16 protein-coding genes and 1 pseudogene are annotated in these 14,901 nt (G+C 39.4%); 9 read left to right on the top strand and 8 right to left on the bottom strand.

Annotation, left to right across the window (positions count from 1 at the left end; all coding sequences use genetic code 11):
• Positions 1–92: pseudogene (locus CWC30_RS19205) on the top strand (IS982 family transposase); the annotation flags it as partial.
• Between the two features lie 19 nt (positions 93–111).
• Here the strand turns inward: CWC30_RS19205 and CWC30_RS03495 are convergent.
• Positions 112–570, bottom strand: coding sequence for a SixA phosphatase family protein (locus CWC30_RS03495; protein ID WP_138626442.1), 459 nt, complete (start codon positions 568–570; stop codon positions 112–114).
• On the bottom strand, positions 570–1,721 hold the full coding sequence (locus CWC30_RS03490) for a serine hydrolase domain-containing protein (protein ID WP_036981836.1): 1,152 nt from the start codon (positions 1,719–1,721) through the stop codon (positions 570–572). Before CWC30_RS03490 ends, CWC30_RS03495 begins: the two co-directional genes overlap by 1 nt.
• A gap of 115 nt (positions 1,722–1,836) precedes the next feature.
• Between CWC30_RS03490 and CWC30_RS03485 the strand changes: the two genes are divergently transcribed.
• From CWC30_RS03485 to CWC30_RS03460, 6 genes are all read left to right on the top strand, one after another.
• Entirely contained in the window at positions 1,837–2,646 is an 810-nt protein-coding gene (locus CWC30_RS03485) for a hypothetical protein (protein WP_138626441.1), read from the top strand.
• Between the two features lie 92 nt (positions 2,647–2,738).
• Positions 2,739–3,596, top strand: a complete 858-nt coding sequence (locus tag CWC30_RS03480) for a MipA/OmpV family protein (protein ID WP_138626440.1) — start codon at positions 2,739–2,741, stop codon at positions 3,594–3,596.
• Positions 3,586–3,972 (top strand): DUF3019 domain-containing protein, encoded by a 387-nt coding sequence (locus CWC30_RS03475; protein ID WP_016899250.1) that lies wholly within the window; start codon positions 3,586–3,588, stop codon positions 3,970–3,972. Before CWC30_RS03480 ends, CWC30_RS03475 begins: the two co-directional genes overlap by 11 nt.
• Positions 3,973–4,029: 57 nt before the next feature.
• Entirely contained in the window at positions 4,030–4,734 is a 705-nt protein-coding gene (locus CWC30_RS03470) for a response regulator (RefSeq protein WP_138626439.1), read from the top strand.
• Positions 4,735–4,820: 86 nt separating this feature from the next.
• Positions 4,821–6,110: a sensor histidine kinase gene (locus tag CWC30_RS03465; protein ID WP_138626438.1), complete on the top strand. Its 1,290-nt coding sequence runs from the start codon at positions 4,821–4,823 to the stop codon at positions 6,108–6,110.
• A gap of 204 nt (positions 6,111–6,314) precedes the next feature.
• Entirely contained in the window at positions 6,315–7,670 is a 1,356-nt protein-coding gene (locus CWC30_RS03460) for a sodium-dependent transporter (protein WP_138626437.1), read from the top strand.
• 253 nt (positions 7,671–7,923) lie between these two features.
• Here CWC30_RS03460 and CWC30_RS03455 read toward each other — a convergent pair whose 3' ends face one another.
• The gene (locus CWC30_RS03455) at positions 7,924–8,367 is read right to left on the bottom strand and encodes a GNAT family N-acetyltransferase (RefSeq protein WP_138563967.1); all 444 of its coding nucleotides are present in this window, start codon (positions 8,365–8,367) and stop codon (positions 7,924–7,926) included.
• Positions 8,368–8,418: 51 nt separating this feature from the next.
• The gene (locus CWC30_RS03450; RefSeq protein WP_138626436.1) at positions 8,419–9,162 is read right to left on the bottom strand and encodes a sporulation protein; all 744 of its coding nucleotides are present in this window, start codon (positions 9,160–9,162) and stop codon (positions 8,419–8,421) included.
• A gap of 309 nt (positions 9,163–9,471) precedes the next feature.
• Between CWC30_RS03450 and CWC30_RS03445 the strand changes: the two genes are divergently transcribed.
• A complete protein-coding gene (locus CWC30_RS03445) occupies positions 9,472–11,043 on the top strand; it encodes a cation:proton antiporter domain-containing protein (protein ID WP_069438738.1) in 1,572 nt (523 codons plus the stop codon).
• Between the two features lie 287 nt (positions 11,044–11,330).
• The gene (locus tag CWC30_RS03440; protein ID WP_036981828.1) at positions 11,331–11,552 is read left to right on the top strand and encodes a DUF3820 family protein; all 222 of its coding nucleotides are present in this window, start codon (positions 11,331–11,333) and stop codon (positions 11,550–11,552) included.
• Between the two features lie 110 nt (positions 11,553–11,662).
• On the opposite strand, the gene CWC30_RS03435 is transcribed toward CWC30_RS03440, so the two are convergent.
• The 4 genes from CWC30_RS03435 to CWC30_RS03420 are packed head-to-tail and all read right to left on the bottom strand — an operon-like array spanning position 11,663 to position 14,808.
• Entirely contained in the window at positions 11,663–12,895 is a 1,233-nt protein-coding gene (locus CWC30_RS03435; protein WP_138626435.1) for an ATP-binding protein, read from the bottom strand.
• 26 nt (positions 12,896–12,921) lie between these two features.
• The gene (locus tag CWC30_RS03430) at positions 12,922–13,614 is read right to left on the bottom strand and encodes a response regulator (RefSeq protein ID WP_036981824.1); all 693 of its coding nucleotides are present in this window, start codon (positions 13,612–13,614) and stop codon (positions 12,922–12,924) included.
• A 14-nt stretch (positions 13,615–13,628) separates the two neighbouring features.
• Positions 13,629–13,994: a DUF3019 domain-containing protein gene (locus CWC30_RS03425; protein ID WP_028834008.1), complete on the bottom strand. Its 366-nt coding sequence runs from the start codon at positions 13,992–13,994 to the stop codon at positions 13,629–13,631.
• A 13-nt stretch (positions 13,995–14,007) separates the two neighbouring features.
• Positions 14,008–14,808 (bottom strand): MipA/OmpV family protein, encoded by an 801-nt coding sequence (locus CWC30_RS03420; protein WP_138626434.1) that lies wholly within the window; start codon positions 14,806–14,808, stop codon positions 14,008–14,010.
• Positions 14,809–14,901 lie beyond the last annotated feature (93 nt).

The raw sequence follows: 14,901 nt of genomic DNA, 5'->3' as shown, positions 1-14,901 counted from the left end.
GCTGCATCTCATTTATGGTTAATTTAATGGCTGGATTAATAGCCTATACTTTTCAAACTAAAAAGCCGAGTATAAAAGTGACTCGGCTTTAATTCTTATGCAGATCTGAGGTTAACTATTATTTTCTAGTTTACTCACTAAATAATAATGCCCGTACTGACTCTCATCCATACTTTCAATAGCTTGGTTACTCAATAATGAAGCCAACTGCGGTGTGGTATTACTATGCCCTATTACTACCACAACGCCATTTTGTGCTAATAATTGTTTTTTCAATGTCGTTAGATCAGCAGCATCATAGGTAATAACTTTAATATTATAATACGCGGCTAATGGCGCTGCCGTGCTTAGGGTGCGGTTATAGTTACTGCTGAATAACGTTATGTTTGGATAGGTGTTAACTAACGAAACCAAGTGCTCAGCACGCGCTTGGCCTTGGGCAGTTAGAAATGGATTTTCCCCTGTTTGTTTTTCGCTATGTCGAAACAAGTAAACCTGTTCAGGGGCAGAAAAGGCGGGTTGGCAAATAAATAATAATGCTATCAACAATGTTTTTATGTGGGCGTTCATTATTGCTTCTCTCGTTTATATACTAATAGGCGATTTATAAACTCAGTTGTAAGCTCATTTATGAGTCCAGTTTCTGCATTTAAAATTAAGCTAAAGCCAACATTTAAGTGTGGAAACACAACCAAATCACTGCGATAACCTTGCACCCAACCACTGTGGTAATAAAGCGTTTCATCATCATAATCATACACACGCCAGCCTAGCCCATAGTAGGCTTCGTTCATGTGCTCTCGCCATACTCGTCTGTAGCGTTCTTTTTTAGTATGTGTATAAGGACGGGTTTGCGTGATCAATGCATCTAAGGATAATACCGATGGATATTGCCCTAATTGCGCATTTAACCAAATAGCCATATCTGACGCACTGGCGTTTACCCCAGCTGCCGGAGCGACTTTATAATAATTCTTTTTTAAACGGGCACTGTACCAACGCTTTTTTCCACGCACATGAGGGTGTGCGTAGTTACTATCTTGCACCATGGCATCGTAGCCTAAGCTTGCATCGTTCATTTTTAGAGGGATAAAAAATGCGTCATTGAGCCACTGAGTATAAGTTTTGTTGGTGCTTTTTAAAATCACGTCATCAATTAAACTAAACATGACATTTTGATAGCCATAACAGTCACCGGGTTCGCATATAGGTTTTACACTTAATAGCTTTTCTACAATATCGCTATACCCCATTCGCGATTCGATTAAATTATCGTATGCATTCGGTACTAGCCCACTAGAATGGCTTAAAATATGAAAAACCTTTAAATCATCTTTGTAGTCGGTTTGTTTAAATTCAGGAATGTAATGACTAACAGGAAAATACAAATTAAGTTGTTCTTCATTTGCAAGTTTTGCCGCTAACGACCCTGCAAACGTTTTAGATACTGAGGCCAAACGAAACCGAGTGTGTGGATTAATTTTTTGCCCACTGCGCACTTTGGTATGCCCCATAGTATGTATATAATCACGCGCTTGTGCGTTGACGATGGAAAGCGCTCCGCCCGGAATCTTTTTTACTTTTAATTTTTTTTCTACGTAGCGTCCATAATTTTTAACAAAAGCTTCCCAGTCAGGATCTGTGCTTGCACTTGCCTGTAAATGCGTCCCTAAAATACATAAAGCAAAAAAATAAAAGGGTAAGGAGTTAAAATACTTCATTCTTAGCTAATTTTTCTTTTTTAGTCATAATCAGCCTCTATAATATCATGAACTTTTGCTCGGACTAACGTACAATATGTTCGATTAATGGCTTTTGAGTGGATGTAAAATATTTATGCGTTTTTTAGTTGTATCACTTTTTATTGTATTAGCTTCAGGTTGTGCCGTAGTTAAGCAGCCTGCAGAACCTTTAGCAATGCCTGCAAAACCTTTGCTTAAGAGTCAAACTTACCAACTTAAATATGAAACCGAGCATGCTTCACCTAAAGTAAAATCGGTGCAATTACCTGCACATAACATCAAAAAAAATCAGACTGTCAGAGTGATCGTAGACCGTGCAAGTGTCACCGACACATTAGTATCTCAAATTAGCCAAGCACTTAACGATAAACAACTAAAAGTTACCACAACCGATAACAGTGATTACACGTTAGCTATTCATCAAGTTGACCTTGAGTTTATAGATGATGCTAAGTACATCCTAGCGCAGCCACAAAAACCTTATTCATTGTTTTCAAAAGTAGCACAGCAATTCCCTTCTCAACAATGCGCAAATATACTGGCACAAGTTAGTATGCGCCTTACACACAAAGCATCGGGAGATGTAGTGTGGTTTGCCAAATCATCAATAGATAGTGCAAGCTTTCACCGTGAGCCCCTAATCTATAGCTTTACTGAAGAAAAGAAGATCACTAACGAGTTAGAAGTTGTTGCGTTTATTCATAAACATAACACCGAACAGGCTCGGCTTAAGCGTGCTGAACTTGAAAATGAAGTAACGGCCCCTGCTTATAAAACCATCACTAAATTGAGTCGTTTAACTAAATTAAATGGGCCATGCACACGTACTGAGATCAGCGCGTTAACTCCCATGATGCAATTTTACTTGAGCAGCATACTTATCGATAAAATTAAGGTTCAGTAAATTCAGGACGACTGCTACATTTTTTTACAGATTTAGCCTAGAGTTTGACAATATACTACCCTTTTAAGCAAACTCTAATTTAGGTTCCAAGGATGAAGCATTTCCCACAAAGACATTTTTTCCGTTGTGCAGCCTTATTGTTTGCGCTCATTTTAAGTGGCCAGAGCACAGCAAGCAATCGTTACTATGCCGATAACACATTGGAACCCACTACAGGGTTTGCCTGGGACTGGAGTGCGGGAGCAGGTTATTACATAGAAGATTCTTACTTGGTGGGCATGAATTCTTATGATGTTGGCGCCGAGTTAGATTTAAGCCTTGCAGTTTCTTACGATAATTTTTACCTTGATTTTGATCATAATCAACTCAGCGGTGGACTTGTTTTAGGCTATAGCTTAATTAACAAATACGATTGGGGCCTTGATTTATTAGGCACTAATTCGCAAGCCGGGTTTGACGAACAAGGCTTAGGTATTTATAACGATGGCATTATTGAGCCACTACGCGGTATTAAAAAACGTAACTATGATTTTGATACCGGCCTTCGATTAACACGTCGATTTGAAAACTCACAAATTTCCCTTGAATACTTACATGATATATCTGGTGCTCATAATGGCTGGGTGGCAAACGTATTTTTTAGTCATATTCAGCCTTGGCGTAATTGGGAGTTTCGCTCTGGTATTGGCCTAAGTGCCTACTCTGCAGATTTTACAAACTATTATTTTGGTATTGATAGCGATGAAGCAAACGCAACTCGCCCTATTTATCAAACCAATGCCAGTACTAGTATTATATTTGAATTTCATGCTGAATACCCCATTAATCAAGATTGGGTCTTTTTAGCAGGCTGGTTAACGACGTGGTTTTCAAAAGAAATTGATGACAGCCCAATTATTTCCCAAGGATATCAACACAAAGCCAAGGTAGGCGTGCGTTATGTACTTTAGATTTTTTTACTGTTTATTGTTTAGTTATTCAGGCTCTTTGCTGGCAGCCCCAGTGCAAATACCCGCTCAATTGAGTGCAGTACCTGATACCTGTGTGGCCTTACGTGAAGGACGTCACTGTTACGCCGATGTTGTTTTGTCATGGCAGCAAGTAGAAGTGGGAAATTATTGTCTACGCGATGCCACCTCAAAGTACATTATGCAGTGCTGGCTTAAACAGCGACAAGGTTCGTTTAATTATGCCTTTGACTCAACGCAAAGTATTTCGTTTGAACTATTTGACAGTAATACATCACAAGTCATTGCCGTCACAGAAGTAAAATTACAATGGGTGTATCAAAATAGGCAAAAAAAGCGGCGTTGGCGGTTATTTTAGTCACACACTATAAACATTATGATAGCTAAACATCATTTAGGTATGCGAAGAAAGCTTATGGATAATTACGGTACTATTTTACTGGTTGAAGATGATATTTCTCTTGCACAGTGGGTCACTGAGTATTTAACAGAGCAAGGCTATGTTGTACATGTATGTCATCGAGGTGATGAGGTTATAAGCCAAGTAAAACGTTTAAACCCACAACTTATTTTACTCGACATTATGCTGCCAGGGCTTGATGGTATTAGTGTATGTCGTGAGCTACGTAGCTTTTATCATGCCCCAATTATAATGCTTACTGCCCGCGATGAAGAAATGGATGAAGTCATTGGGCTGGAAGTCGGTGCTACCGATTACATAATAAAACCGGTGCGCCCTCGCGCATTGCTTGCACGCATTAAATCGGCCTTGCGCTACAGTAGCGACACGCCTAAAACCGATGATCAAGCAAATATGATCAATATCGGTCAATTAAGTATTAATACCGAGTCACGCAACGTTTCCCTTAACCAACAAGATGTGAACATTTCAAGCGCAGAGTATTTATTACTGCATTACTTAGCCAGTAATGCAGGACAAGTTGTATCACGCGATGCGGTGTTTAAAGTAACCAAAGGCAGGGAATATGATGGCCTAGATAGAAGCGTTGATGTGCTTATTTCTGCATTGCGTAAAAAGTTTCATGATGACCCACAAAAACCAGAAAAAATTAAAACCATTTGGGGACGTGGTTATTTGTTTGTGACTACAGCGTGGTAAGTTTTAATGCCTGAGTGCTTAAAATAATTAGTGCGATAGTAATAAAAGTCACTTCAATACACCCAGCCTATTATGGAATAGCATCAATGAAAAAGTTTTATATTTCACTACTAGGCAGTGCGCTGCTTTCAATTATTGTTTTAGGTTGGCTTATTGATGCATTTAGCCAACAAGCGCATGCGCCTTTGGATGAGTTTAGCGTTCAAAGCCAGATTATTGTCGGGTTAAGTAAACAGCTCACGACACTAAAACCCGATGCTCGCCCACAACAAGTAATAAAACTAGCCGCTGACTTTGACCTTATACTTAACTACAAATTAAATCAGTCGCTGGCACTGCCCTTAGCGCTATTAGATAAAATGCAAACCCAAGGCGGATTAATACTCGAAGACGAGCAAGGCTTTTATATGCTCTACACAAATGATGAGTTAAGTCCTTATCATTTAACCATGCGTTTAGATAAACCCTATGAGGCCACACAACGAAACGATATTATTTTAACGCTATTATTTTACACTGGCTTATGTGTTTTTATGGGTTTTATTATTACCCCTTTAGCAAAGCGCCTTACGGTGTTAAACGAAGCAGCAAAGCAATTTGCATCTGGTAATGTTAAAGCGCGTATTACCCCCTCTCGATTTACCTATATAAAAGATGTGGAACTGACCTTTAACTGTATGGCGAGTCAAATTGAAAAGCTAGTTGCTGAAAACAAGCTAATGGCCTCCAGCTTATCGCATGATATTAGAACTCCAATTGCTTGCTTACGCTTTGGTGTCGACGCCGCTCTTGATAGTCATGACGAGAGTAAAATAAAGCATTATTTAACTCGCATGGAAACCGACTTAGACCATATGGAGTCAATGCTAAAAAGCTATTTAACGTTTGCTACTTTAGAGCAAAATGCGAATAAGCTTACTTACTCATCAGCAAACCTTAAACAATACCTAAGTGATATTGTATTGCAACTTGAGCCTAGAATAACCTCTCGCTCGCTTAATATTTCTTTAGAATGTGATGATCATACCGTTTATGCTGACTTACATTGGCTGGCAAGAGCAATCACCAACTTAATTAATAATGCCTGCGACTTTGCAAATCACAGCATTCAAGTAACCGCTTCAGTACAAGAACGTTTTCTGGTGGTGAACATCGCCGACGACGGACCAGGCATTGCTCAAGAAAATAATCATAAAGTATTTAGCCCATTTTTTCGTGAACGCAGCCACCGTAATCGCAGTGATAATAGTTATGGCTTGGGGTTAGCAATCGTCGCCAAAGTTGCCGATTGGCATCATGGCACCGTAAAAGTGAGTAAAAGTGAACGACTCTCAGGCGCCTGCTTCACATTAACCATCGCTCAGTTTGAACATTAATCAACAATGCAAAGATGCTCAATACAGCTGATAAACGAAATATAATTAAAAAAATTGTGCTATTTATAATCAAAATACGCACGTGTTATTTATACAGCTAAATAAAACGCAATAATTGTGCAACAGAGACAAATAAGCACTTTTTATTTAATTACAATTCCAGTAGATTGTCACGGCGTCGAAAAAATAGAGAAGCAGAATAACATGAGTGCAGTAAGAGGTGAGTTTAGCTCCCGCTTTGGTTTTATAATGGCTGCGGCAGGATCAGCTGTTGGCTTGGGTAATATTTGGGGTTTTCCGACTCAAACAGCAAGTAATGGGGGCGCTGCATTTTTAGTCGCGTATTTAGTACTGGCTTTCTTTTTAGCCTACCCCGCTTTAATGGCAGAATTGATGATAGGTCGCCATGGGCAAGCTAATGCGGTCTCTTCATTAACTAAATTAACTACGCGACCATGGCAAAAGCAATTTGCCTTTGCTGTCGGTTTTGGTGGTATTTTATGTGCTGGATTTATTTTAAGTTTTTATGCCATTGTTGCCGGTTGGATGTTAAGTGCCACTTTAGAACCGGTAACCACATTGGTCGGCGCTGATGCCGCCTCTTTATGGTTAAGTGAGCAATCGCTTACTCGTAATATTCTTTTCACTGTTTTATTTATTATTTTAACTGTTGCTATTATCAGCCGCGGTGTAGAAAACGGCATTGAAAAATGGTCTAAACGCTTAATGCCCGCTCTGCTCGGTATTTTGTTTGCCCTAATCGCCTACGTGATGACTCAAGAAGGCGCTGTTGAGGGGTTAAAAGCTTACTTAGTCCCTGATTTTTCTTCTATTTTTGACCCTACATTGTTAGTGAGTGCCTTAGGCCAAGCTTTCTTTTCATTGTCACTGGGCACCAGTGTGATGATTATATATGGCTCATATATCAGTAAAAAAGAAAACCTTGTTTCCCTTGGCGCGTATGTAACCTTAATTGATGTGTTTATAGCGTTTGTAGCGGGTTTATTGATCATCCCTGCTATGTACGTGGCACAAGCGCAAGGTGTTGAAATATTCTCTACAACTACAGGTAAACTTCTCTCTGAAGATACTCTCGTATTTCAGGTATTGCCTGCCTTATTTGATGGCATGGGTGGTGTAGGTTTATTTGTTGGTTTTGCTTTTTTTGCATTGATGAGTATTGCCGCACTAACTTCATCTATTTCCATGCTAGAAGCGCCAGTGTCGTACACGGTAGAGCGCTTTGCGATGAAACGTGTTCAAGCAACGTGGTTAATAGGCGCTTTAATTGCCATAGTGAGCATTATTATAGTGTGTAACCTAGGCACTTTATTTGGCTTGGTGATCACGCTAACAACCAAAGTTGCACAACCTTTATTAGGGCTTATGTGCTGTATATTTGTAGGTTGGATCTGGTACAGATCGTCACTACTAAAAGCGATTCAACAAGGTAACCCTGAGGTGCATAATACGTTATTTTGGAAAATATGGCCTTGGTATACCAAGTTTGTATGCCCTGTTGCGATTAGTTTAGTGTTTTTGCACTCCCTACTAAGCTAACCTGAGCTCCGGATAATAAACTTATCTCAAGCAGCTGTTTTCAGCGCTAACTGCGTTGAATTTACTTGCAATAGGCCAGCTATTGACGCGTAAATTCGCCTTGTTTTCACTGAAAACCTCTGGCTAGAGAAAATAAAATTAAATATAACGATGATTCAATATGTTAGTAAATCTCTTAACCAGAGTTCAGGTAAGCTAGTTAAAAGATGCATAAAAAAGGCCCACATCAGTGGGCCTTTTTAGTGGAGCAATATTACTGCTTTAAAATCATATCCTGATGGGGTATACCATCTTCTATATATTCATCACCAACACACTCAAAACCAAATGAGCGATAAAAATTCAGTAGGTAGGTTTGTGCGCCTATGTAAATATCGCGAGTAGGCCATTGCGCCTTGCAACAGCTGATGGCTTCGTTGACTAAGTGCTTACCCAGTCCAGAGCTTCGCTGTGATTGAGCAACCAAAACACGCCCTATCGCACTGTACTGAGCATCTTTTTCATAACAACGGGCATAGGCATGCACCGATAGCCCATCAAGTAAATAGACATGACGTGTAGTATCTGCGATATCGTGATCATCAAGTTCGGGGTAAGGACATGCTTGTTCTACAACGAATACGTCGACACGTTCACGCATGATTGAAAATAGAGTCTGGGGGTCGAGCGCTGAAAGTGGCTCACATTTAAACGCCATTAAATACCTTTTCTATTGCAAAGGCTTACCTAAAGTAAGCCCCTAAAACGATTAAGCAAATAATCGCTCTAACTGATCACATAACTGCGATAAATTAACATGGTCATGCTCTATGGTTAAATCAACATAGCCATCACTTCTAAACGCTCTGTCTAATTCAATTAATACATGGGTTTTATGTGCTTCAGGAATAAACGACAACTCTATTTCTTTTATGCCAAACAAACTGCGACTATTAGGCTGATACTCAAGCTCTTGATAACACCCCGACACAGATTGAAAAGTAGGAGCACGTAAATGGCCTTGTTCTACATCGGCTTTAACTAAACTAAAGCCAAGCTTTTCCATCGCTTGCATGCATGTTTTAACCGCTTCATTAGGATAAATGTGTAAATGGTCTTTATCTGTTGGATCAAACGCAAGATCGATATCAAGGCCTGTTTCTAACCATACATAAGATTGGTTATAACCTGCATTAATTTCGGTTATAGGCGTTTCTGAGTGTAAACGGGCTTCAAACGGAATAGTTCTTACTTCACCGGGCTCAATAATACCAATATCGGTAATGCGCCACTGGTCAATCACATGATTAGTGAAATAATCACCGTCTTCACTCGCCACTTTTACACGGGTAACTAACATTAAGTCTAAACCGGTAATTTCTTGGCTCACATCGCCTGCAGTAATTACAATTTGCGCGTTAAATAATTGCCCTGGCTGAAGATGCTCGGTCTCTAAAATAGTATCTACTTTGGCGGCACCAATGCCTACCGATGCTAAAATCTTTTTAAACATATTTTCTCCTTAAGCTAAGCAACTCTAATGTTTGCTTACGCTTAAACTCCTTCGTTATGGCATCTTAACCACATTTAAAAGCTCTTGTCAGCGAAAAACTGCTATTTACATGCTGTTTACCATAAAACTAGCCATATATGTGCATTTTTTATACATTGAAGCTACTTTACCTCTGCATAAACTGACAGTAGCAATCATTTGATAAATACTCACTATCATGCAACTAACTGCGTTAAATAAGTAGATTAATTGTCAATAAGCATTGTTTTTCGCTACACTACAGTGCCTAAAAAAGTGGTATTAATAACTATGGAACTAATTTATTTTGCTACCGCCTTCGTCTGCGGTTTTGGTATATACCAGCTAAAATTGCCGCCACTTATCGGCTTTCTTATGGCTGGATTTATTCTTAATTTAGCGGGTTATAAAAGCACGGAACTGCTGGAAACAATTGCATCTTTAGGGGTTACACTGCTACTTTTTAGTATTGGCCTCAAGCTTAAAATTTCAAATTTAATAAAACCTCAAGTCTGGGCTCCGGCCACCTTACATATTATTCTAAGCAGCGCTTTATTTAGTGGCTTTATGCTACTACTGGGTGTTTTTGCACTGCCATTATTCGTCGATTTAAGTTGGCAAAGTGCGCTGTTAGTTGGTTTTGCTCTGAGCTTTTCAAGCACCGTATTTGCGGTAAAAGTTCTTGAAGAGCGCGGTGAAATGGCAAGCCTGCACGGTAAAATAGCCATTGGTATTTTAGTTATGCAGGATATATTTGCGGTTATATTTTTAGCGGTCAGTACCGGTAAGTTGCCGAATATTTGGGCCTTAGGGTTAATTATTGCCTTACCTTTATTTCGCCCTGTTATGTACTGGGTTTTAAACCGCTCTAAACATGGTGAATTACTGCCGCTATTTGGGTTTTTCTTTGCCTTAGTAGCAGGTTATAACGCCTTTGAATTTGCAGGTCTCAAAGGTGATTTAGGTGCTTTGATTGTAGGTATGATGTTCGCACCACACAAAAAAGCCGGTGAATTGTCTAAGTCATTGCTTAGCCTAAAAGATATATTGCTAGTTGGCTTTTTCCTAAGCATTGGTTTAAGTGCAGAGCTTACTGCCCACTCCTTAGTCGTCGCTTTAGTGCTGGTATTAATTATTCCAATTAAAACCCTGCTTTATTACATACTAACCAACCTATTTAAACTTCGTGCGCGTACCTCTTTGTTAACAGCATTTAGCCTAGCTAACTTTAGCGAATTTGGTTTGATTGTGTGTGCAGTTGCCGCATCTACCGGCATGGTTACCTCTGAGTGGCTTGCTGTTATTGCGATTGCGGTGTCGATCACCTTTGTAATTGCTTCTCCTTTAAATAAACGCTCTAACGAGCTATACGTTAAAATTGAACGCTTTTTATTAAAGTTTGAAAGCAAAACCCGCTTAGCTGAAGAGCTCCCAGTAAACTTAAATGACACAAAAATTGTTATTTTTGGTATGGGTAGAATTGGCACAGGTGCCTATGAAACAATAAACGCAACTCATCCGGATGTTGTTGCAGGTATTGATATTAAGCCTGAGGTAGTTGATAAGCATGTAAAGCGAGGTCGCCGAGTATTAATTGCCGATGCCACCGATCCTGATTTTTGGCAACGTGTTAACCACTCCCACGTTGAAATGGTAATGCTAACTATGCCTAAGCACATGCAAAATATTTTTGCCTTAGAGCAATTACAAGCATCGGGTTATAAAGGACAAGTAACGGCGATTGCCAACTACCCCGATCAGCAAAAAGAATTAGAAGAAATGGGAATAGACTCTACTTACAACTTTTACTTAGAAGCAGGTAGCGGTTTTGCAGAGCATGTAAAGCAAACCCTGTTTCCTTAATAGGGTTTAGATGCAAATAGATTGCATTTACATTCCTTTACATCTGCGTATTTTATTGGTTTAAATATAAGGTAAAATGTCAGTGTTGGTTTAGTAAAGCTAATACCTAAGTGTGTATTTAAATAAAATATACACAACTGGGCCCCTTGCTTTTAATTAACCAATAAGATTCTCAAATTAGAGGGCCTACTCCCTCTATCAATAGGCTGTTACTTGCCCGTTACAGCCTATTTTAATTCTTTATTATCCCTTACACTTAGCACCTCAATTCATAAAAGATGTCAATAATGGATCCTCAACAACTTAAAGTCGCTATTAATACCATTATGCCGTTTGGTAAATATGCGGGACGTCCCTTACTTTTGCTGCCTGAGCATTATTTAGTGTGGTTTAAACAGCAAGGCTTTCCTGATAGCAAGCTCGGCTCTCAACTTGCAATGATGTACGAAGTGAAGCTTAATGGTTTAGAGCAAATGTTGATGCCATTACTAGAAAAAAATAGTAAATAAAATAGAACTTTTCTATAAGTGGCCTGTCTATCTATTTGCTACTTGTTGATTTTTTGGTTTTAAACCGCAAAAAAGCGCCTTTAAGGCGCTTTTTTATTGTGTGGAATTTACTAGTCTAAGCTAATAATAAACTTAACCCCTCCCAGTGTTGAGTCTTCAATTGCGCACTGACCTTTGTGCCATGACACAATTTTACTTACTATCGCCAGCCCTAGCCCAAACCCTCCGGTTTTTTTATCACGACTTTTATCTAAGCGCGTAAACGGCTTAAATACTTTTTCGCGCTCAGAGAAGGCAATACCAGGGCCATCATCTTCAACCACTAACAGTAACTTTTCATCGGCAGTACTTAAACTAATATGTACACTTTGCGAGGCATGTTTAAGTGCATTACTGATTAAGTTTTGCAGCACCCGCGACATAAAATGACTATCGCATAAGTAAATAAATTGAGTGGGGAGCGTTGTTGTTAGTTTAATACGGGTATCAAAGTTTACTTTTTCAATATTAGTTTTAATTAATGCAACGATATCGCAAGGGGCTAATTGTAAACTAGGTTGCTGTGTATCTAAACGGGCGTATTCCAACATTTCAGATACCAAGGACTCCAGTTCATGAATATCCATTTGCATGTCAGATAAATACTGCTGTGCTTTGGTATCGTGAGTTTTATCCTCGAGTATTGCAATAGCAAACTTCAACCGCGCTAATGGCGTTCTAAATTCATGAGATACAGAAGAGGTGAGCTCTTGCTGAGCACTCAGTAAAAACTCAATACGTTGCTGCATTACTTGCAATGTATCGGTGATGGGTAAGAAGAATGACTTTGAGCCATGGCTTAATTGAAAGTCTTGCGAGCCACCCACTGCCTCGCATGCATGACTCAGCTTTGCAAAGTCTCGCCACAACAAAAAGCTCCACAAACCTATTGGTAAACTTATAATAAACAACACCAGTAAATACGGTAACACAGTCGCTGAGCTGCTGTGTTTAACACCCACAGGGCCTACTTGTAGCAATTGTGAATTATTTAGCGTTACATACCAAACGATACGCTGCTGTTTATCATATAAATAAAGGTAATGGTTTTGAAATAGTTGTGCTTGCTGTTCTGGTGGGAGCACTAGATCTTGCTGGGCAATGACTTGGCTATCAAAATTATGTTTAAGCTGCTCAAGCCCATCTGGGGTTTGTGAAAGCAGCCATAAAGACTGCCCGAATTCGTCATCTAACAATACACTTTGCTGAGATTCATCATAGGGCCAAAACTGCTCTATAACGCCACTAACAATAAACAAAGAGGCAATAATATACACGTAAAGGCTTATAAATAGCTTTCCCATTAACCTAGCCTAACACCTTGCATTTATTACATATCCCACGCATCTGATACAAATAGATAGCCTTGCCCCCATACCGTTTTAATTCGATAGGGTTTATCACTGTTATCACCGAGCTTTTTACGAATGCGTGATACACGAACATCCACCGTGCGGTCTAACCCGTCGTACTCACGCCCTATCATATGTTGATGGACATGCTCTCGACTGAGCACTTCGCCAGCATTTGAAGCCAATAACCACAGCAATTCAAATTCATGAGAAGTCAGGACAATTTCAACACCGCTTAGCTTTACAATGCGGCTGGTTTTATCTATTGATAAATCACCAAATTGAAGTTCTTCAATCGCTTTAACATTTGGCTGTCCACGGCGAAGCAATGCACTAATTCGAGCAAGAAGTACACGCGGCTCTGCCGGTTTTATAACGTAGTCGTCAGCCCCGAGTTCTAAGCCTATGACTTGATCGAAGTCTTCACCCTTTGCTGTTAGCATTAAGATAGGGAGAGTGTATTTGTCACGTACTTGTCGACATACGCTAAAGCCATCTTTTCCTGGCAACATTACATCTAAAATGATCAAGTCGACGTGGTTTTCACTAAGATAAGGAAACACTTCGTCACCGCGTTCTAAAACGTCAACTTCTAAGCCATTATGCTCAAGATAGTCTTTGGTTAATTGTTGCAACCCTAAATCATCTTCAACAAGTAATATCTTTGGCATTTACTGATCCTAAATTAAAAAAAGCTCCAAGGTGAGCGTAGCCGATGTTTTTTCTTAGCGTATGCGGTTTGCACTTCTATTTGCACACTCGCTAACGATACACCTGTATGGGGATTAATCAGGGAGTATATGGTCTCCACCTGAACACGCGCTTTATAACTAAGTTGGCCTTTTTTGACACCTTGCCAGCATTGTAATTGTGTATCTTGTTGGTATAAACATACATCGCTAGCGGCTGACAGTTGCCACTTAAATTTTAACTCAAGATCACAAAATTCTTGTTGTTCGGAAACCACACAGACTTTGGGTGATACGTTAAGTGAAGAGGCTTTTGCAACGCTAGCGTTGCTAAAAAATGAAGCTGCAAGCACAACCAACATAAAACACTTCATATTAAAATGTATGTTCGAATCCTATAAAGGCGGTCATTGAATAGTCATGTTCAAAAAGCGGGCTGCTATCCATTGCTGAATAATCATAATAGGCTAAATGAAAACGAAGCGCGTTGACTCCATCTACAGGCCAACGGGCGTCGATTTTAGCATAAGGTTGCCAACTACTACCAACTTCTATTTCACCGTAAATAGATTCAGCGCTATTTAAACCATAAAAATAGTTATTTAGTTGGGCTGATTTGTAATTAACGCCTAACGTCGACTTTAACGTTAATTGCTTAAACTCATGGTGATATTGCCATTGCAACGATCCCCTGTAGCCATTATAAACGCTGTTTACATCATGCAATAATTGCGCAGAAAATACTTGCTGCTGCTTTACAAAAAAATAGCTTATACCAGCATCAAGTGCGACTCGTCTTTTTTGTATATTATTTATATTTACTTGACGCGGTGAGTCAGTGTGTAGCGACTCTAATATCTCGTTTTCAGACGTTGTTTTAAAGGCGAAAATATTTTGTGGATGCCAATCAATAAAAAAGCGTGACTCAGGGTTAATTTCTGACACAAAACTAACGTTATGTTGTTTGCTTTGTAAAAAAGAATAACCAAGGCGGCCATTATCAAAAAACCAATTTTGACCATAATAGGCCACTTGCGGAATAACAACTAAGGGGATGTTATCTGCACCATACAGAGGATTTGTGATCAACCCAACACCAACACTCACACTAAGGTTAAGCTCATCAGTGGATATATGTTGCTGCTTCTGAGCAATCGCATTAGTGCTTAATAGCACTAATAACAGGCATGTGTTTATTCTCAGATGGAACCGCATGAAGTTAATCGCTAGTTTATAAAGTGGCTTTGACCCTATAGTAGCAAGTAGTAT

The sequence above is a fragment of the Pseudoalteromonas sp. S4741 genome, assembly GCF_005886135.1.
Taxonomy (GTDB): Bacteria; Pseudomonadota; Gammaproteobacteria; order Enterobacterales; family Alteromonadaceae; genus Pseudoalteromonas; species Pseudoalteromonas tetraodonis.
This window is presented reverse-complemented; position numbering and strand designations above follow the sequence as displayed.

Excerpts from the sequence above, each read along its gene's own strand:
- CWC30_RS03495 (WP_138626442.1), bottom strand. The coding sequence starts at position 570 with ATGAACGCCCACATAAAAACATTGTTGATAGCATTATTATTTATTTGC.
- CWC30_RS03490 (WP_036981836.1), bottom strand. The coding sequence starts at position 1,721 with ATGAAGTATTTTAACTCCTTACCCTTTTATTTTTTTGCTTTATGTATT.
- CWC30_RS03485 (WP_138626441.1), top strand. The coding sequence starts at position 1,837 with ATGCGTTTTTTAGTTGTATCACTTTTTATTGTATTAGCTTCAGGTTGT.
- CWC30_RS03480 (WP_138626440.1), top strand. The coding sequence starts at position 2,739 with ATGAAGCATTTCCCACAAAGACATTTTTTCCGTTGTGCAGCCTTATTG.
- CWC30_RS03475 (WP_016899250.1), top strand. The coding sequence starts at position 3,586 with ATGTACTTTAGATTTTTTTACTGTTTATTGTTTAGTTATTCAGGCTCT.
- CWC30_RS03470 (WP_138626439.1), top strand. The coding sequence starts at position 4,030 with ATGGATAATTACGGTACTATTTTACTGGTTGAAGATGATATTTCTCTT.
- CWC30_RS03465 (WP_138626438.1), top strand. The coding sequence starts at position 4,821 with ATGAAAAAGTTTTATATTTCACTACTAGGCAGTGCGCTGCTTTCAATT.
- CWC30_RS03460 (WP_138626437.1), top strand. The coding sequence starts at position 6,315 with ATGAGTGCAGTAAGAGGTGAGTTTAGCTCCCGCTTTGGTTTTATAATG.
- CWC30_RS03455 (WP_138563967.1), bottom strand. The coding sequence starts at position 8,367 with ATGGCGTTTAAATGTGAGCCACTTTCAGCGCTCGACCCCCAGACTCTA.
- CWC30_RS03450 (WP_138626436.1), bottom strand. The coding sequence starts at position 9,162 with ATGTTTAAAAAGATTTTAGCATCGGTAGGCATTGGTGCCGCCAAAGTA.
- CWC30_RS03445 (WP_069438738.1), top strand. The coding sequence starts at position 9,472 with ATGGAACTAATTTATTTTGCTACCGCCTTCGTCTGCGGTTTTGGTATA.
- CWC30_RS03440 (WP_036981828.1), top strand. The coding sequence starts at position 11,331 with ATGGATCCTCAACAACTTAAAGTCGCTATTAATACCATTATGCCGTTT.
- CWC30_RS03435 (WP_138626435.1), bottom strand. The coding sequence starts at position 12,895 with ATGGGAAAGCTATTTATAAGCCTTTACGTGTATATTATTGCCTCTTTG.
- CWC30_RS03430 (WP_036981824.1), bottom strand. The coding sequence starts at position 13,614 with ATGCCAAAGATATTACTTGTTGAAGATGATTTAGGGTTGCAACAATTA.
- CWC30_RS03425 (WP_028834008.1), bottom strand. The coding sequence starts at position 13,994 with ATGTTGGTTGTGCTTGCAGCTTCATTTTTTAGCAACGCTAGCGTTGCA.